This is a genomic window from Parasphingorhabdus litoris DSM 22379, assembly GCF_020906275.1.
GTDB lineage: Bacteria > Pseudomonadota > Alphaproteobacteria > Sphingomonadales > Sphingomonadaceae > Parasphingorhabdus > Parasphingorhabdus litoris.
Genome location: NZ_CP086727.1, coordinates 3,155,001 through 3,173,458 on the forward strand (window position 1 = coordinate 3,155,001; position 18,458 = coordinate 3,173,458).

Genomic DNA, 18,458 nt, shown 5'->3' on the forward strand with positions numbered 1-18,458 from the left:
GCTCCGTTTGTCAGCATATTGGCCCTGGCAATGCCCGTGATGACACTGCAGATATTATTTGCACCAGCCAATAACGCTGTCGGGAAGCCGCAGATTACCGCCCGCGCTTCTTTTGTTGGTGCTATATTAATGCCGATCACATTTTTGATCGGTCTGCAATGGGGTGCAATTGGTCTAGCCTGGGGATGGGTAGTCGCCTTTCCATTGCTGACCTTGTTCACCTTCTTCCAGTCCTATCAACATATCGGGATCAGCGCTCGCCAACTCGGCGACGCTATCTGGCCCGGCCTGTCAGCATCCATCGCCATGGCAGCAGTTGTTTATGCTGCCGACCAGTTTTTGCCGGACATGATCGTCTATGCCCGGTTTGCGATATTGGTTGCGATCGGGGGGATATCCTATGTCGGACTGCTTTGGTTTTTGGCCAAACCAACTTTGCACGAAATACTAGCACTCGTGCTGCGCAAAAAGCCCCCGGCTCCACAGCCTGAAAAAGACCTGGCAGAAAGCGCCTCATAAAAACGCCTATTGCGTGGAGGGAGCGACAAGCTAGTCCCGTTCTATGTCACATATCTTGTCTTTGGCCGCAGGCACCCTGCCCGAGTTTCTGCCTGATCAAGTCGCAGAAGCAGCCGGGCAATCCGGCTTTAGCCATGTTGGCTTTACTATAGAGCCCGAAAAATGGTCAGCAGAGCAAGCCAAAGCCACCAAAGCGGCGATAAGGCAATATGGCCTCCGCGTGCTGGATGTCGAAGTGATCTGGATACCCAAAGGCGGCCTGCTAACCGATGACCACCGAATCATAATAGAGGCTGGAGCAGAATTGGGCGCGCCCAATGTCCTCGTTGTCAGCGCCGAACCCGATCCCGACCGAACAGCAGCCGCATTGCATCAACTATGCGAATGGGCTGCTCCAGCAGATATGACGGTATCGCTCGAGTTTCTGATGATCACCGCGATACGGTCACTGGGTGCAGCGCTGGACATTGTTGCGCGCTGCGATCATTCCGCTGCTTCTGTACTAATTGACAGCCTGCATTTTCAGCGCGCCGGTCATAGCGCGAGCGATTTAAGAGACGTCGATCAAAGCCTATTAAACTATAGCCAGATATGTGACGGCAATTTGCACTGTAAAAAGGATTTTGACAGCTATCTGGAAGACGCCATTGATTTGCGCTGCGCGCCTGGCGAAGGAGAGCTGCCGCTTACTGATCTTCTAGCCTCGCTCCCGTCCGCTATTCCGTTGAGCCTAGAGGTTCGCTCGAAAGCCTATCGCGACAGATACCCCGATGCCGTTCAAAGAACGAAAGCCGTTCGGGCTGCCGCCATGGATTTCTTCCGTCGCAATGACATCGCCATCGACTAACCATCCTGCATTTTAAGACGATATATCTCGGTATCGCCAACGCCTTTCAGCATCAGATTCTCGGGACCATCAAAATCAAAACCACCGCCACACTCGAAAAAAGTGGCTGAGGATACTGCAATACCATTGGCGTCTGCTGCCCCCTCGATTCGGCTAGCGATATTCATGGTGTCGCCCCAATAATCATAAGCCAGCCGGTTGGATCCTACCACGCCGCCGACCACTGGCCCGGTGTGAATGCCTATCCGTAATTTTATATCGACGCCGCTTTCTTCGGCCCGGGCTTGCATCGCACCAATCAATTCTCGTCCAAAATTGATCGCAGCGCGCGCGCCCTGGTCGCCCGAGGCGGTCCCGCCCGAGACGGCGAGATAGGCATCACCGATCGTTTTGACTTTTTCAATGCCATAGCGATCGGCGCATTCATCAGCGACGGAGAAGAAATTGTTGAGCTGTTCGACCAAATGGCCGGGCGACAATATTTTGGCCAATCGCGAAAAGCCGACAATGTCCACAAAGATAACCGACACGTCGGCAAAGGAATCGGCTACCGCTTCGCCGGCCCGCAATCGCTTTGCAACCGTCTGCGGCAACACATTATAAAGCAGCTGCTCCGTCTTTTGCCGTTCCGCATCCAGCGCTTGATTGGCAACAAAGACATCGCGCGCGCGCCGATCGATGTCCCAGTTCACGAAAAGGGCAAAGGTCAAGAAAATCGAAACATTGGCAATCATATATATTTTCGGAAAAACCGGAATGTCGACCAACGCGACATAGCTTACATATATAAGCATCACGCTGACCGCCCAAGCCAGGAACCAACGCACATTGGCAACGAAAGCAATGCTCGCATAGACAAAGGCGATGCCCAGATTAATGACGGCCATGCCGAGGAAAGACGTTCCGGTTGTGTCTTCCGTTTGCGCCAGCGATGCCATCAGGATCACGACAGCAATCGACATCAACACAAAGATCAGAAAATCAAGCCACGCCCATTCCAAATAGTAGCGAGTCCCGACAACATAATAAGCAATTACCAGAGTCAGGATCATGACAGCCGAGAGGCTGTTATATATAATCAGCACTGCGCTCGGAAAAAACATCGGGTTGAAGATTGTAAACGCGACAAACACCCCAATGGCGATAATGATCAGCGTCCGGGTCGCTGTCCGCCGCGCCTCCCGTTCACCGATGACATAGCGATTTTCAATTGCCGCATCGGCAAAGCGATTGAATAGCCCCATTGATTCTCGCCCCCGCTATCGACTTTCTGAAGTCAGCCAGATCAGGCGGTCTGGATATAGTTGCGCATTGCCGCCGCTTCGCTTTCGATTTTATCGATTCGATATTTGACCAGATCACCGATTGATATGAAGCCGACAAGCTGTCCCCCTTCAACAACCGGCAAATGACGTATGCGACGTTTGGTCATGAGAGATAGCGCTCCAATCGCACTTTTTTGCAAGTCAACAGATATGACGTCTGCAGTCATGCCTTCCACGACACGCTTGTCCATGATTGCCGGGCCCAGTTTCTGAAGGCCCCGCAGGACATCACGTTCAGAAAAAATCCCTGCAACCCGATCGCCATCCATGACCGGTAGTGCACCGATCCTTTTCTCAGCCAATATAGCAACGGCTTCGGCAACACTATCGTCTATCGAGCAGCTGAAAATCGGTCCTTCGCGCCCCTGTAATATCGCTTGAATTGTCATACGCGCCCTTTCCCCATCTCCAAAATTAGCTATCGAGTCCCATCTCAGAGCAATAGCATAGCATATTTTTGGCGGAAGTTGGGCTTGAAGGCAAATCCAATAAAGTCCAAAGAGGCGCTAATCCAAAGGAGTCATAAATCGTGCCTGGTCCCTCACAGCTAGATGATCCCCTATATGCTGGCATTGCCTGGTCGCGTTATTGGCGCCTGATGCGCTGGATGACAGCGCTGACCTTCCTTTGCATCGTCGCAGCTTTGGGCTTTCTATATTATCTCCATGGACTGGTTTCGATACATATGTATGTCGCTGCAGCAGCCGGCGTCGGTTTTGCCGTTCTGTTGACCGCCGCTTTGATGGGGCTGGTGTTCATGTCGAGTGGCACCGGGCATGATGACTGTATCGACGATCCCGTGAGCAAAGATATATCGCCAGATGAGTGAAGAAGAATTAAGCGCGCTGATAAAGCTGCAACCTGTTTTGCGCGTTGCACCACAGCCGAGAGATCTAAACAATAATGGCCATATCTTCGGTGGCTGGGTTCTTTCCCAGATGGATATTGCCGGCGGCATCATGGCTGCACGCGTGGCACAGGGCTCAACCGCCACGGTGGCAATCGAAGCGATGTCCTTTCTCGCGCCTATTTTGACCCGCGATATTGTCTCGGTCTATGCGCAGGTTGAGCGGATCGGCAATACCTCGGTCAGCCTTCGCATTGATGTTGTCGCGGAACGCAATCGCGGTGAGGAACATGTGCCCGTGACCAGTGGCCTGTTCACCTTTGTCGCGCTGGATGACCAGCATCGTCCGCGCTCCATTCCGGAAAGCTCAAAGGCCAAATATCTGGACTGATTCGCGACCCTGTTCAGAATAGAAGATATTTTTCTGAATGAGTTTATACAGCTTCGACACAGAATCGCCTAAAAAAGAGCCTGAATCCCGGTCAGCGGGGGTGCCCGTCTGTTTTTGAGCGTTGGTAGAGAGTTTGGCGAGATAATATCACAGCCATCTGGTTGTAGGAAAGCTCGCTGGCGCTGCCCCAATGGCCAATCACTTCATGCGCACCACGCGATATGTCAGCACCCGTTCACCATTGGCCGGCACAGTGACTTTCCAGAAATCCTTACCGTCTTTGCGGCCAAGCTTCTGACTGGTCTTACGCAGCTCTTCATTGTCCTGATGATCAATCTTGATTTCAACCTGCGCCGCGCTGCGAGATGCATTGGTAATGGTGAGCACCATGTCGGTCCATTGGCTGTCTTCATCATCGAAATTTTCCACCGCTTGTAGTTGATAGCGAACGAGTGGGCTTTCCCCGATGCTAACTTCCACCTCTTCACCAATTGCCTTGTCATCCACGCCGCCTTCACCGAGCAAGAGGCGCTCACCGCCCGCTGCCTTGAACGCAACCAATTTGCCAGCGGGTAGCGCCAGACCCAGGCCATCGCGTTTCTTGTTCTGGAACCGCAATGTCGTCACCAGCGGTGTGGCTTCCTGATAATCATTTGCCCAAATTTGTGTTTCATAAAATTGCACAAAGGGAATCGCGGTTTTTTCGAACATCGCTACCTGCTTCTGGCTCTGCGATGCCACGGTCACAGGAACCGGGATGCGATAGAGTTTAAGGTCACCAAGTTCTTCCTGTTTGGCTTGGACGGGAGGGGCCGGCGGCGCCATTTCCATTACCGCACCAGACAATCTCTGCGCGGTTACAGTAATGACATCTTGTTGATCCCTATGCCAACTACTTAGATCACCAAGTTTGGCGCGATTTCTGAGCTGTATATCGCTGGTCGTAGCTTGCGGCCAACAACGCAAAGAAATCGCGCCTCCGGTCGCACGCTGGATGTTGTCACGGCCCTTATTCGGTTGTCCTGCCACCGTCTGGGTCTGGGCATTGGCGAACGATGTTTCATCGCCATTGGCCAGCGTCACCCATGAAAACAGATTCATCGTCTGGCCGTCCGCGCTGACATCAGCAACATAATTGGCTTGCCAGTCAAATCCGGTGGCGAGATAGGACAAGGTTACAGTTGCACGGGTTGGCGTCGCCACCCGGCTTTTGACGGACAAGGTTGGCTTGGCAGAGAGACCTTCGGGAATGGCCGGATAGATAATTGTTTCATTGAGGCCTGTGCATTGCAGCGCTTCAAACCCCTCTGCCGTTTGCAGCACGACCCCGCCACTGGCATCGGTACGGATTTGCGCGTCGAATTCTTTGGTTCCACCAGTGGCCGCGCTTGTCCGACGGATTGTAACGCCGCGCCCCAAATGGCCATTTAACAATGCCGAGGGAGACAGAAGCGCCGCATCGCGGTTTTTCTCAATCACGCCATCGGGCAGGCCAGTGACAATTGCCGATTGGGGAATGATCCCGCCAGCAACCCCTTCGAAGCGCAGGTCAACTTCACCGGCAGGCAGCGTCACGGCGCGCTGTTCGGTAATCAACGCATAGCCGCCAAGATAGTTGAGGTTCATGCCATTATCGCCGGTGCGCCGTGGATCGCGATAGACCGTTACCGATACCGAGGACGGGCCGTCGGATGTCACCACCTGCCGCGCCCATTCCGATTGCGCCGTAGCAGGGGCGGCAACTACGAACAGGATGAACGCGATGAGCGTCCGCATGGTCATGCTCTAGAACCGCGTCTCAAAGGTAGCGGTCACGGTAGTGCGGCCATTGGCTGGCACCGGCACTTTCCAGACAATGCTATTGGAAGACCGCCGCTGGCTCTTCATACTTTCGCTAACAATGCGGGTATCGCTCCAGTAAAAGTCGAGCCCGTCTTGAATCACCGACACGGTAACCGGGGTCGACCGGGCATTGGTCAGCTCATAAGACATGCTGCTGCGCCACTTGCTCCGAGACAAACGCCGCCTTTCGGTGACGGTTGGCTTGACCTTCACATCAAAAGCCTCGCCGGTTTTCAGGCCCAGTTCCGATCCCATCGGCGTATGGCCAATGCTATTTTCGCCAATAAATTGCGGCTGACCAGAGGCGTCTTTCATATAAACGCGCACTGTTCCAGCCGGCAACGCATCACCCAAGCCGCCATCTGCTGACGCACTGAATTGCAACACCGTCGCCGCGCTTTGCGGTTCATTCTGGGTGCCGAGCCAGCGGTTGGTAAATTCATAGGCCTTTTGCGCCGATGCGCCGGTCACGTCGAGAAAGCTTACCTGCTTGGTCTGCGCATTGGCAATCGTCGTACGCGCGGCCAGGGGATAGAGATAGAAATCACCGAGCGATTCGCGATTGGCCGATTCAGTTCCAGCCCGGCGGATATTATTCCGACCGCTCCGGTTCCGCTGCCCATTCACGCTCGGCGTACCAGCGACCAGCAAGGTTTTGGCATTGTTGAAAGTCGTGCCCGTATTGTTAGTCAGAGTGACCCAGCCTTGCACATCCATCTTGCCAGCATTTTCATCGAACAAGGCGACATAGTCGGCTTTCCAGCCCATGCCGCTGGTCAGATAGCTGAGCTGCGCTGGGCGTGTGCCGCTTCTGGTGCTGTTCAACGTGACCGACAGCGTCGGCCGCGCACGCAGGTTGTTTGGCACCTTGTCAAAAATCACCCGCGTCGGTAGCCGGTCATCGCGCAGCACTTCGATCCGTCCGCCGATTTGCAGGACCACCCCGCCATTGGCCGCCAGCACCTTCGCCCGTTCGCGCGTCTCTTTGCCCGTCGCCGGATTAATCCGCACAATCGTGACTGTCTCACCTACTGCTTTTTCCATCAATTTCTGCGGAGACAGCAGGTCATAGTCAAAATTCTGTTCAACAATCCCCGTATTGGCGGCGTTAAAACCGACGGTCTCGGCGCGGATCTGCCCGGAAACGCCCGGGAAGGTCTGTACCGAACGACCGGATGGAATATTCAGGCGCCGCGTATCCTGCACCAGCGCCAAATTATTATTGTAAATCGTGACCGATATATCGCCCTGACCAGAGGACTGGCTGATCGCCGGGGTAGCCAAAGTAACCAGCGCCAGACCGGTAAAAGCAAGAAGCCGCATATTCTCTCTCCATCGTTCGTATCGCACGGCCTAACGTGGCCAAAATGAATGTAGCGTAAACGGTTATTCGGTTTCTTGTTCAGCATCTTGCGGAGACAGCCAGCGCAGCCGCACCGTCCCGCTAGCATCGCTTAAACCTGAAGTTCTGATTGTCGTTGCATGCGTATCTAAGAGCGTCTTTCTGGCAACCTCAACGTCTTCCGGCGCGCCATAAGCGCCGAGCGGCAATTGAACGCGCGCTGCAGCCCAACCGATAAGCGGCAACTGCGCAGATGATCTTTCGCTGATCGCGCCGTCAGTGACTTCTAGCGACGGCAACGCCACCGCCGGAGGTTTAATTTCGATCGTCCAATCCAGCGCCTGATCGGCAATCCGTTTTTCCAACGCATAGTAAGTGTCGAGCGTGGCTCCTTGCAGCGGTTTCGCGGTAACAAGAGCGCGACGTTTCGTCGTATCGATGGTGACATCGTCGGCCGGGACACCAGCAACCAAAGCCAGGTTTTCGCGCAATTTGACCACCCGAATTTCAGCTTCCTGTGCCTGCTGCTGCGCACGTGCAGCCGTCAGCTCAGCCTTCACCGCATCACTTCCGGTTTCGACCCGATATTGTTCAATCGCTACGTCGATTGGGCGATTGAAGGTGCGGCTTAGAACACGAGCGCTTTGCTGCTCGGCATCGCCAACGATTTTGGGCGTGAATACCGAAGCACTGACCAATATCGGTTCGGCATCCCAGTCGATATCAATTTGTGAAACCCTCGCGCGGCTGCCAAATTGGTCCTTGATATAGCCATTGGCCTGACGCGATACATTCGCCTCCCACGCGATCTGTTGCAGGGAATAGCCAAGGGGTATGGCGAGCCCTATAAATATTACTACCATGGCGCCAATCTGAAATTGCGACTGCCGTTCAGACAGGCTGGAACGAAAACCATAGAGTCGCGCCATTCCAGCAGCGGCCAAGGCGATGGTCATCAGGTTGGTAAAAAACAAAAGAAGCGATCCGCCGAATACCGACATATTGAGCGTCGCCAGACCAAAACCAACCACGGCCAAAGGCGGCATCAAGGCCGTCGCAATGGCTACGCCTACAATGGTTCCCATGCGCCCGCGGATCATTGCATAAGCACCCGCCAAAGCAGAAAAAAGAGCAACCGCCAGATCAAATAGATTGGGACGGGTGCGAGAAGCAATTTCCGAGGTCACGGTTTGCAATGGCGATAGCGCAACCACAAAGGCCGCAAACAGCACCGCAACCAGAGTCCCGAGAACCAGCGCCTTTGCACTCCCTTTCAACCAGGCATAGTCACCGATCGCCAGTGCAAAACCAGCGCCCATGATTGGCCCCATGAGCGGGGATAGCAGCATCGCGCCGATCACAACCGCAGGAGAAGATAGCAGTAGGCCCAATATGGCGATACCGGCCGACATACAGGTCATGAACGCATAGCGCGGGTTAAAAAAGCTATCTTCCTTGACCTTGGCGATTACTGCTGGTTGGTCGATGCCGGAACATACGACAACTCGCCACCAACGGCGGAACAGCAATATACTGCCGGTTACCGGTTCGAAAGGGCCGGGCTCTTTTTCCGGCTCAGATCCAGGCGAACCTGCCTGCGCTTGCGATTTTTCGGTCATGATTTTCTATAAGCCCTCCGCAGCGGCAACGACAATATAGAAAAGACATAGCCCCAATTACGTCCGGGGTAATTGAAAAATAAAAAAAAATATCTTTTATCATAAAACCGTCTCATCTATGTATTACAGATACGTGAAGCTAAGCAGGAGTCTTCCGATGCCCCGTCCCGAAACCGATATTGAAGCCGGTCGAGAAAAACTGATCCAGACAGCGGAAGCGATTATCCGCGAACGTGGTGCGATTAATTTCACCATCACTGATCTGGCAGCCGAAGCGGGTATGTCCCAATCCAATGTCTATCGCTTCTTTGAAAATAAAGACGAATTGGCCGAGGCCATGGCTGGGCGTTGGTTTGCCGAGCTAATCACGATTATCGAAGATTTGATCGAGGCAGACATGCCGGCCAGACAAAAACTCTACGAGTTTTTCGCTCGGCGGTTGCTGATCAAACGGACCCGTTTTGAGGAAGATCCGGATCTGTTCCGGTCCTATATGGAATTGGGTGACCAGCATTTTGAGGTGATCCGCGGATATGTCGATCTTACCGACCATTATATGGCCATCATTCTCGCGGAAGCGATGGAAGAGGGTTATTTTGAAGGGCTAGAGCTCGACAAGATTGTCTCGCTGGTGAACACGATGGTCCAACCATTTTGCAACCCGAATCTTATGATGAATATGATGCACCTTGCTGATGAAGAACGGTTACATCAGGTCATCGACACGATCCTCATGGGCCTGAAAGCACATAGCGAGGATGCGCCGAAAAAGGCGAAACTCCATATTGCGAGTTAAAGCATCGGCGGTTGCGGCACACGATGAAATAGGCGGTTGCCCTTGGTCATAAAATCGGCGAGGAGCCGGCATGATTGACGCGCTCAATAGCTGGCTGAACGCCCATGCTGGACTGTCACTACTGCCGTTCCTGCTGGTGTGCTCGATTGTATTTGGCGCCTCCTTTTTCCGGGGATTAACTGGTTTTGGCTATGCCATCCTGGCGGTTCCGCTGGTCAGCCTGGTCGCTGCGCCGACCACCGCCGTAATCATGGCTATATTGATGCAGCTCATCATCGGACCGTTCGGCATCCGCAGCGCAATACGCGTGATCGAGCGTCCCTTGGTAACCAAGATAGCCGTTCTATCCTGTCTGCTGACACCGGCGGGGCTGTGGCTGCTGGATATCGTCAGTGCCGATCTCGCCCGGCTGACCATCACGATGATCGCCATTGGCAGCTTTCTCGCCTTCATGATGAAGCGGCCGCCGGAAATGAACCGATCGCCTCTGCATATCCTCATGGTCGGCAGCTTGTCGGGCTTGCTCAATGGCTTTGCCGCCATGCCAGGGCCGCCGGTCATATTGCATTTTGTCCGCAAGGGCGTTCCGCCGATTGTCGCACGCGGATCCATGATCACGATTTTCTTTGCTGCCGCGGCTATGGCAACAGTGGTCGCCTTGTGGCGCGGCATGATCGACGAACAAGTATTGGTTTTAAGCCTGCTCGCATGTCCGTTGATGATTGGCGGCAATCATCTGGGTTCCCGGTTTTTCGGTAGCGTGTCGGAGCCGGTGTGGCGCGGAGTTGTTGTCCTACTGCTGGGCATTGCCGCGACAATGGCACTGATCAGGGCCTTTTAGGGGATCAGGCGACGCCTTGGGGTACTAAGACGCCGCCTGACCCGCGACCCTTGCACTAAATTCCCCCGTGCAAGGGCCTTTCCGCCGACTTACCGGTGACGGAAAGTCCGATGGCCATAGAATTTGGAATGGCCAAATTTGCGGAATTGGCGGTGATGCCCAAAGCTGCGATCATGGTGGCGGCTGAAACGCCGATCAAAGCCCTTATGATGGCCGAATATCTTCTTATGCTTCAAATGCGATTTGCCATGATGCAGGCCGCGATGATGACCAAATCGACCATGCGAACGAAAGCCGCCCCGATGGCCAAATCCGCGTGACCGAACGTGCCGGCGATTCTCGGCCTTGCCCTGCAATGCGTCGGTCGAAACCGGCGATGCGACGGCGATATCCGCAGCTATTTTAGTCTCTGCAACCGCGGCATTGTCACCAAGATTGGCTGCTTGTGCAGGGGCGACGGCAGCCAAAGCGAGCAGTCCCGTCATTGCTATCGAAGTCAGTTTTAACATTTCTATTCTCCGTTAAGTGTCTTACTCAACGGTTCGAATATGGCAGGACTTTGGTTACAGACTTTCGTAACACCGAAGGTAGCATTGCAGTCTTTGGGACATTTGTTGCAGCGAACCGGCATTTCGATTTTCTTGAGCTATTCAGCCATTTATGAAGCACGTCAGGTTGCTCCACGGATCACCAATTCGTGATCGGAATCTACTTCAAAATATGTTGCAAAGCATGGCCGAAATTCCGACTCTTTCGAATTTCAGCCCTGATATTCCGATGCCAACCACTGCTTCATTTTTGCTGGTGGCGGTGTCGGCTTCATCTCTTTTTCATCCAGTGCGGCCAGCGCGCGCTCCCGCTCCGCGTCACCAAATTGTCCGGTGGTCAGGCAAAATTCGACCATATTGCCATTGGGATCGCGGGTGTAGATGGAATGGCACCAGTTATGATCGATCTCCAACACATCATGGCCTGCGGCGTTCCATTGCTGCCGCCGTTCGTTCAATTGATCAGCGCTGTCCACGCCGAAACTGATATGATTGGTCCCGGGCGGGGTTTTGGCTGCAAGGTTCAGGTCAAACTCGTGATCCTCTTGTCCCGGAACATCGTGTAATTCCCAAAAAGCGATAAACTTGCTGTCATCACCGTCCATCCGGTAGAAAAAATGCTTGCCCCAGCCGCCGCCCATGACCGGCGCAATTTCAACCGTCACTAGTTCAAATCCCATGACATCTTCGTAAAATTCGTGGATCGCGGCCATGTCTTTCGCGGCCAAAGCAAGATGGTGATAGCTCATGTCCTGGCATCCTTCCGTTTGTCGACCATACCCATTACGTCTGCCGTTGCCCCTTCTGGCGCGGGCACTTCAACCACCCGCTCATCAACATCGTCAAATTCAAGTCGCAGCGCCCGGCTCATCACCGCGTGCATCATATAGGTGCAGGTAATGTAGGTCAGCTCGATGATCTCGACTTCACTGAGATGCTTCTTCAGCGCGTCGAAAACACCATCAGGCACCCGACCGCGCTCCAATACCAAGCAATCCGTGTAGGCGAGAACAGCACGTTCCACTTCGTCGAAACAATCCGCCGTAGACCAATTGGGAATTGCCTTGACCTGTTCCTCCGAATAGCCCTCGAAGCGCATCGCCTTGCTATGCTGGGAATAAACAAACTGTGAGCCAACGGCATAACCAGCGCGAATTTGGCCAAGCTCGCGGAGTTTCGGATCCAGCTTGCGATTGGGCGAGCGGTAAAAACCAAAACCTTCAGTCGTATGTTTGAAAGCGTCTGGAACCTGCGCAAAGACGGTCCACCAATTACCGGGCGTCCCGGTGGCTGTCCCCGGCTCCGCCACCGGATCGCGATCTCCGAACAGCGTCTTATAAAGCGCCAACACATATTCGTCGGTGACTTCGGAAAGCGGCATTTCGCGCAGTCGGGGCATGGGTTTCTCCTATGCCCCGACTATGCACATAATTTTGCGGCTTGCTAGCCCGCCAGATTGCGCAGCACATAATGCAGGATGCCGCCGTTGAGGAAATATTCCATCTCGTTGGCGGTATCGATCCGGCAGAGCGTGTTAAATGTCGCCGTGGTGCCATCAGCGCGGGTCATTTCAACTTCCACCGTCTGACGCGGTTCCAGCGTCGCGACACCCTTGATGGTGAAGCTTTCGCTACCATCCAGGCTCAACGTATTGCGATCAACGCCCTCGGCAAATTGCAGCGGCAGCACGCCCATACCGACCAGATTGCTCCGGTGAATACGCTCATAGCTCTCAACAATCACAGCGCGGACGCCCAGCAGGTTCGTGCCTTTCGCAGCCCAGTCGCGTGACGAGCCGGTACCGTATTGTTCTCCGCCAATCACAACCAGTTCATTGCCGTCGGCTTTGTGGCGCATGGCGGCGTCGTAGATGGGCATGATCTCGCCATTATATTTGGTGTAGCCACCTTCCTTGCCGTCAGCCATTTCGTTCTTGATGCGGATGTTCGCGAAAGTGCCGCGCATCATAACATCGTGATTTCCGCGGCGGGAGCCGTAGCTGTTGAAGTCCTGCTTGGCCACTTGGTGGTCGCGCAGATACTCTCCGGCGGGCGAGTCTTCCTTGATCGCACCGGCCGGCGAGATATGGTCGGTCGTGATCGAATCTCCCAATAATGCCAGTGTCTTAGCATCAATAATGTCCCCCACAGGCTCCGGCGTCATGGTCATGCCCTCAAAATATGGCGGATTGGCCACATAGGTAGACCCCGCACGCCACTGATAGGTGTCGCCGCCGGTCACATCGATATCCTGCCACGCCGCGTCACCTTTATAGACATCGGCATAGCGGCTCTCGAACATCTCGCGCGACACGGCCCCACCCATCGCGGCATTGACCTCATCATTGGTCGGCCAGATATCGCGCAAATACACATCCGCGCCATCGCTGCCCTGCCCGATCGGCGTTTCGTACATATCCTCACGCACCGTGCCTTTCAGCGCATAAGCCACAACCAGCGGCGGCGACGCGAGATAGTTCGCCCGCACATCCTGAGACACACGGCCCTCAAAATTCCGGTTGCCCGAAAGCACGGACGCCGCGACCAGATCATTGTCATTAATCGCCTTGGAAATCGGCGCCGGCAAAGGCCCGCTATTCCCGATACAGGTCGTGCAACCATAGCCGACCAGATTAAAGCCCAGATAGTTGAGATCCTCGGAAAGCCCCGCCTTGTCCAGATAATCCGTCACCACCTGCGATCCGGGCGCCAGCGAACTCTTCACCCATGGTTTGCGCTGCAAGCCCCGCTCCCGCGCCTTGCGCGCGACCAGACCGGCGGCAATCAGCACGCTCGGGTTGGACGTGTTGGTGCAGGACGTAATCGCCGCAATCGTGACATCGCCGTGGCCCAGATCATGATCCGCGCCGTCCACCGCGACCCGCTTGTCAGGCTCGGTGCTGTTAAACACCTCGACAATATCCTTGTTAAAGCCCTCGTCGAGATCGGCCATGGAGACGCGCTGTTGCGGCAGCTTCGGCCCCGACAGCGACGGCACAACACTGGTCATGTCCAGCTCCAGCGTCTTGGTATAGATCGCTTCCACCTCGTCATCATGGCGCCAGAAACCCTGTTCCTTGGCATAGGCCTCGGTCAGCGCAATATCCGCTTCGCTGCGACCGGTCAGGCGCAGATAATCCAGCGTCTTGTCATCAATCGGGAAGTAACCGCAGGTCGCACCATATTCCGGCGCCATATTGGCAATCGTCGCGCGATCCGCGAGCGACAGAGCCGCAACACCCGGACCATAAAATTCCACAAAGCGCCCGACCACGCCCACTTCGCGCAGCATCTGCACACAAGTCAGCACCAGATCGGTCGCGGTAATGCCCTCGGCCAGCTCGCCGGTCAGCTTGAACCCGACCACTTCGGGGATCAGCATCGATACCGGCTGGCCAAGCATCGCGGCTTCCGCCTCAATCCCGCCCACGCCCCAGCCGAGCACGCCCAGGCCGTTGATCATCGTCGTATGGCTGTCCGTTCCGACGCAGGTGTCGGGATAGGCGACCATATCGCCATTCTGATCCTGGGACGACCAGACGGCCTTCGCAATATTTTCCAGATTCACCTGGTGGCAAATGCCGGTTCCGGGAGGCACAACGCTAAAGTTATCAAACGCCTTTGATCCCCATTTCAGGAATTCATAGCGCTCCATATTGCGCTGATATTCCAGCGCGACGTTATTTTCGAAAGCCTGCGGCGTGCCAAATTCGTCGACCATGACCGAGTGGTCAATCACCAGATGCACCGGCACCTGCGGGTTGATCTTCTGCGCGTCACCGCCGAGCGATTTAATCCCGTCGCGCATCGCCGCGAGGTCAACAACGGCCGGCACACCGGTAAAATCCTGCATCAAAACGCGCGCGGGACGATATTGAATTTCGGCGCTGCTCTTCGCCTCTTTCTGCCAGTCAACCACCGCCTGCGCATCCCCGGCCGCCACCGTATGGCCGCCATCTTCAAAGCGCAGCATATTTTCGAGCAGGACTTTCAACGTATAGGGCAAGCGTTCGATATCCCCGAGCTTCGCCGCCGCCTTGGCGAGCGAATAATAGGCATAGCTGGTGCCATTAACATTAAGCGTCGCGCGCGTGCCGAGTGAGTCTTGTCCGGTGGTCGTCATGTTTCGTCCCTTATTTTAATTTTTTGCCGGTTTGGCCTGTCCGCCGAAGCTTCAGCGAAGGCGGAAGGGGAGCAGGAATTCCGGCGAATGAATCGATGTTCGGGAGCGCTTTAGCGCAGGGGGTGCCGGGGTGCAATGCGGACAACCAACAAAATCACGACCCACCTTTGTCAACTTTCCAAAGCTGATTTTGAATTTTTCAACTGTCGGGTGTAGATGTTCGCAACGCCTTCAATCGAGGATCATCCGGTGCTCGGCCTCCCAAGACGTCAAGGAATTCAATCCATTGGTGTTCTGCCGATTCTAACAAACCGTGCCATTCCACACACTTCATATCTTCCTTTGCCATGCCAGTAAGTAGCGACTTTACTCCAGCTCGATTAGCTAATTTTTCGGCTACTAACAGCCCGGACAGTGTAGAAAAATCGTACTTTGTGTTTGCTTCGATCTTTTCACGCAAAACATAAACATAATGCTGAAAGCGGTTTATATGATCCATGTCTACTGTGAGCCCTGGGCGCATAAATTCGACTAAAAGTAGCTGCCTTCCTGAAGACAAAATCAAATCGACTCTCTTCTTGAAACTCTCATCGTCATCAAGTTTCGCTTCTCTGGCCGCTTGCATCATAAGGGTTTTAAGGCTGATTTCCTTTTTAAAGGAATCCCATTCTGGAGAAAGAAGCCAAGGATTTTCGTATATGTAGTCTCTGACCTTATTCTCCAACTCCTTCGTCTCAATTCTCATGCGAAGTCCGTGGATAATATCTAGTTTAGTTCTAACGGTTTCTGCAGCATGAAGAGCGGTCAACACCTGGGCTTCTGCTAACAGAGATAGCAACAATCCTTCATCCATAGTTTCAACAGTGGCTAGGTCACTAATCAGCCCCTTTAATCTGCCCCCTTCCCAAGCTGTCAAAATAGCTTCCGCCAAACTACCGAACTGATCAAAGTTGAGAGTTTCAATTGTGGCGATTTTTCTAATCGCGCCTCTAACGATTTTCCTCTCCGGAGGTGGAAAAGCATCCAGCCTGTCCTTAAATCGACCGACCCTTTCATCAAGCTTCTTGATGTTTTCTTCTGCTCGCCGCTCTTTCCAAATTGCCAACAACTGCTTTGTCCGCTTTTGGCCCCAGCTCTCAAGCGGCCTTGCCTCAGCCAACTCCCAGTTAATTCTCTGCCTTTCTGTTGTTATCGCGTCTCCATCAAGCTGATCTAAGTAATCCGCTTGAACGATTCCTGACATATATTGTTGGCCATGTTGGCCGTCTAAGCCTCCAGAAAGATTGAAGAAAAAAGGCGTTTGCGCCACTTTAACACCACAATAAACTGCGACTCCTCGAAATTCATCGGTGGTAATTGTGTTCTCGGTAAATTTAATTCTCCAGCGAACCTCCTCACCATCAATGTTCTCTATTCCCCAGCCCTTGGAAACCTTCAATCCATCGGGCTTTTCGTTAGCTTTATAGTCGCTTGGAAAATCAAACTCTACGTTAGTAAGAGTATCGTCTTCTGGGATCGGCACATCATCAACAAGAACTTGGAAATTGTCTGAAACTTGGCTGAGCAAAAATCGACGAGCCATCGACTTTGAAAACTGATCTGAATTGGGCCGCCTCGATAGTTTTAGCTTTTTGAGATAAATTTTTGTGCCATGCTCTTTCTTCTGAGCACTATCAGGACCAGTAGCTTCGATAATTTTTATCTTTTTGGGGTTTGTCGAGACATATTCATCATCGCGCAAAGCTTCCAAGTCCATGCGAAAATGAGTTTTCTCTCCCGTCGCTTTGCTGATCGTTTCGATTTCAACTACTTCGGCAATTCCAAAGCCAGCTAGCTTGCCGATCCCTTTACGGCCCAGAACTGGACGACCACCTTTTGATTTGTTGGAATCTTGATCTATCCGTCTGTTTCGACCGACATTCAGATAATTCTCCTGACACTCATCAAAGGTCATACCATGGCCAGTGTCTTTGATTGTGAATCGCGAACCGGATGAAAGTGATTTGGGTAAAGAGATTTCAACCACTTCGGCATCGGCATCCCAGGCGTTCGCAACTAGCTCAGCAATTGCAGCGACTGGACTTTGATACATCTGTATTCCGAGCGAATCTATTATACGCCCATGAAACTTCAGATGCAGTTCTTTATTTATTTTTTCAGCCAACTTTGCTACTCCAACAATCCTATTGAATACTTACTAAAGTATTCAGCTAATTTTGGCGGCACAGCATTACCTATCATTTTAGCAACAGGTTGCAATTTATTATCAGGATAAAATATATATTCAGAGGGAAATGACTGTAGTGTCGCAGCCTCTCTCATCGATATTGCTCTTACTTGGTCAGTATCAAAATGACCAAATCTACCATTAGTTATACTGTAACATTTTGTGGTGATTGTAGGGGAAACCCTATCAGGGTGCATTCTGGAGTAAGTATCACCAAAGCAATTTTTCTCAAATTTCTCTGAAACATTCTGATGGCATTTTAGTGTTAGATCACCGAACTTCGTTTTCTTAAGGTCGCGGTTCGAACCACCGGGAATACTGCAAATCAGTCTTTGTTTGTTGAGATCACTCAGATTTGCTGCCCTATGATTTGCGATCGAATCATGTATCTCACCAGCATCTATTTTTGGAAAACTGCTTAGCGCTTCGCCTACTGTAACTGTCTCAACTGCCTCATCTTCTGTTGGCACATTGATAGCTTGTAGATTCTGGTCCGCGATTCGATCACTCCGAACAGCAATCAATATTGATCGGCGACGTGACTGAGGGATACCAAATTTGGAAGCGCACACTACCCTTGTTCCGGTTTTATATCCTATTGCTTGCAGTCTTCTCTCGAATTCTGTCCAAATACCTCCATATTTGGGATCGCTTATACCTGCTACGTTCTCGGACAAAACCACTTCAGGCCGATAAGCTTCGACAAACTTAGCCGCTTCCGTCAACAACCCGCGGTCCATCAACCGGACAGCTTCTCGCTCCTTCGTCATCTTGGCCCTCGCAACAGTAGTGAAAGGCTGACAAGGAGCGCAAATTGCGAAAAGTAAGGGAATATCTGGAGCTTTATCCCTTATAGGTGGAATCAATTCATCCAGCTTTGCTTTTATTTCATGTTGCTGCCCAGTCGGATATTTATCGGTGGCGGGGAAAATATCAAATTCCAGAAACTTAGCATAACCTCGGTCCAGAGCTTCGTTGCCATTATTTGACACAAACGTTTCCATAGACGCACGATCTTTATCGATACCCGCGATCACGTAGCCACCAGCATCAATTAGTCCACGTGTCGTTCCGCCCGCGCCGCAGAAGAAATCAACTGCCAAAAATTTGGGTTTTTTTTGTCTTCCGGGCCGTGCCCGCCTCGGCAGCTTTTCAATCAACTCATCCAATTGCCCAACATTCATGTCAAGCC

General features: G+C 52.9%; 17 protein-coding genes (1 of these 17 only partly in view). 6 read left to right on the forward strand and 11 right to left on the reverse strand.

Annotated elements, in window-relative coordinates; genetic code table 11:
• Window positions 1–519, forward strand: partial view of a lipopolysaccharide biosynthesis protein gene (locus BS29_RS15360; protein WP_229954507.1) — the final stretch only. 993 nt of this gene lie to the left of the window's left edge; 519 of the gene's 1,512 nt are visible here — the last part of the coding sequence; its start codon lies beyond the left edge, outside the window; it ends in the stop codon at window positions 517–519.
• A 43-nt stretch (window positions 520–562) separates the two neighbouring features.
• A complete protein-coding gene (locus tag BS29_RS15365; RefSeq protein ID WP_229954508.1) occupies window positions 563–1,366 on the forward strand; it encodes a sugar phosphate isomerase/epimerase family protein in 804 nt (267 codons plus the stop codon).
• Here BS29_RS15365 and BS29_RS15370 read toward each other — a convergent pair.
• A complete protein-coding gene (locus BS29_RS15370; RefSeq protein ID WP_229954509.1) occupies window positions 1,363–2,610 on the reverse strand; it encodes an adenylate/guanylate cyclase domain-containing protein in 1,248 nt (415 codons plus the stop codon). The genes BS29_RS15365 and BS29_RS15370 overlap by 4 nt on opposite strands.
• Window positions 2,611–2,651: 41 nt before the next feature.
• Window positions 2,652–3,080 carry a CBS domain-containing protein gene (locus BS29_RS15375; protein WP_229954510.1) on the reverse strand — a complete coding sequence of 143 codons (429 nt, stop codon included), beginning with the start codon at window positions 3,078–3,080 and terminating at the stop codon, window positions 2,652–2,654.
• A gap of 140 nt (window positions 3,081–3,220) precedes the next feature.
• Here BS29_RS15375 and BS29_RS15380 point away from each other — a divergent pair, with 140 nt between their 5' ends.
• Window positions 3,221–3,520: a hypothetical protein gene (locus BS29_RS15380; protein ID WP_229954511.1), complete on the forward strand. Its 300-nt coding sequence runs from the start codon at window positions 3,221–3,223 to the stop codon at window positions 3,518–3,520.
• Window positions 3,513–3,929 carry an acyl-CoA thioesterase gene (locus tag BS29_RS15385; RefSeq protein ID WP_229954512.1) on the forward strand — a complete coding sequence of 139 codons (417 nt, stop codon included), beginning with the start codon at window positions 3,513–3,515 and terminating at the stop codon, window positions 3,927–3,929. Before BS29_RS15380 ends, BS29_RS15385 begins: the two co-directional genes overlap by 8 nt.
• Before the next feature lie 198 nt (window positions 3,930–4,127).
• Here BS29_RS15385 and BS29_RS15390 read toward each other — a convergent pair whose 3' ends face one another.
• From BS29_RS15390 to BS29_RS15400, 3 genes are all read right to left on the reverse strand, one after another.
• Window positions 4,128–5,705, reverse strand: a complete 1,578-nt coding sequence (locus tag BS29_RS15390) for a DUF4139 domain-containing protein (protein WP_229954513.1) — start codon at window positions 5,703–5,705, stop codon at window positions 4,128–4,130.
• A gap of 9 nt (window positions 5,706–5,714) precedes the next feature.
• A complete protein-coding gene (locus tag BS29_RS15395; protein ID WP_229954514.1) occupies window positions 5,715–7,094 on the reverse strand; it encodes a DUF4139 domain-containing protein in 1,380 nt (459 codons plus the stop codon).
• Window positions 7,095–7,157: 63 nt separating this feature from the next.
• Entirely contained in the window at window positions 7,158–8,732 is a 1,575-nt protein-coding gene (locus BS29_RS15400; RefSeq protein WP_229954515.1) for a DUF389 domain-containing protein, read from the reverse strand.
• 157 nt (window positions 8,733–8,889) lie between these two features.
• Between BS29_RS15400 and BS29_RS15405 the strand changes: the two genes are divergently transcribed.
• Window positions 8,890–9,528, forward strand: coding sequence for a TetR family transcriptional regulator (locus BS29_RS15405; protein ID WP_229954516.1), 639 nt, complete (start codon window positions 8,890–8,892; stop codon window positions 9,526–9,528).
• Window positions 9,529–9,598: 70 nt separating this feature from the next.
• Window positions 9,599–10,369: a sulfite exporter TauE/SafE family protein gene (locus BS29_RS15410; protein WP_229954517.1), complete on the forward strand. Its 771-nt coding sequence runs from the start codon at window positions 9,599–9,601 to the stop codon at window positions 10,367–10,369.
• Window positions 10,370–10,458: 89 nt separating this feature from the next.
• On the opposite strand, the gene BS29_RS15415 is transcribed toward BS29_RS15410, so the two are convergent.
• From BS29_RS15415 to BS29_RS15440, 6 genes are all read right to left on the reverse strand, one after another.
• Complete coding sequence (locus tag BS29_RS15415; protein WP_229954518.1) at window positions 10,459–10,878, reverse strand: hypothetical protein; 420 nt, start codon at window positions 10,876–10,878, stop codon at window positions 10,459–10,461.
• Between the two features lie 251 nt (window positions 10,879–11,129).
• Window positions 11,130–11,666: a VOC family protein gene (locus BS29_RS15420; RefSeq protein ID WP_229954519.1), complete on the reverse strand. Its 537-nt coding sequence runs from the start codon at window positions 11,664–11,666 to the stop codon at window positions 11,130–11,132.
• Window positions 11,663–12,316 (reverse strand): carboxymuconolactone decarboxylase family protein, encoded by a 654-nt coding sequence (locus BS29_RS15425; RefSeq protein WP_229954520.1) that lies wholly within the window; start codon window positions 12,314–12,316, stop codon window positions 11,663–11,665. Before BS29_RS15425 ends, BS29_RS15420 begins: the two co-directional genes overlap by 4 nt.
• Window positions 12,317–12,360: 44 nt before the next feature.
• On the reverse strand, window positions 12,361–15,039 hold the full coding sequence (gene acnA, locus BS29_RS15430; protein WP_229954521.1) for an aconitate hydratase AcnA: 2,679 nt from the start codon (window positions 15,037–15,039) through the stop codon (window positions 12,361–12,363).
• A gap of 199 nt (window positions 15,040–15,238) precedes the next feature.
• Entirely contained in the window at window positions 15,239–17,203 is a 1,965-nt protein-coding gene (locus tag BS29_RS15435; protein ID WP_229954522.1) for an ATP-binding protein, read from the reverse strand.
• A gap of 5 nt (window positions 17,204–17,208) precedes the next feature.
• Window positions 17,209–18,450, reverse strand: coding sequence for a DNA cytosine methyltransferase (locus tag BS29_RS15440; RefSeq protein ID WP_229954523.1), 1,242 nt, complete (start codon window positions 18,448–18,450; stop codon window positions 17,209–17,211).
• Window positions 18,451–18,458 lie beyond the last annotated feature (8 nt).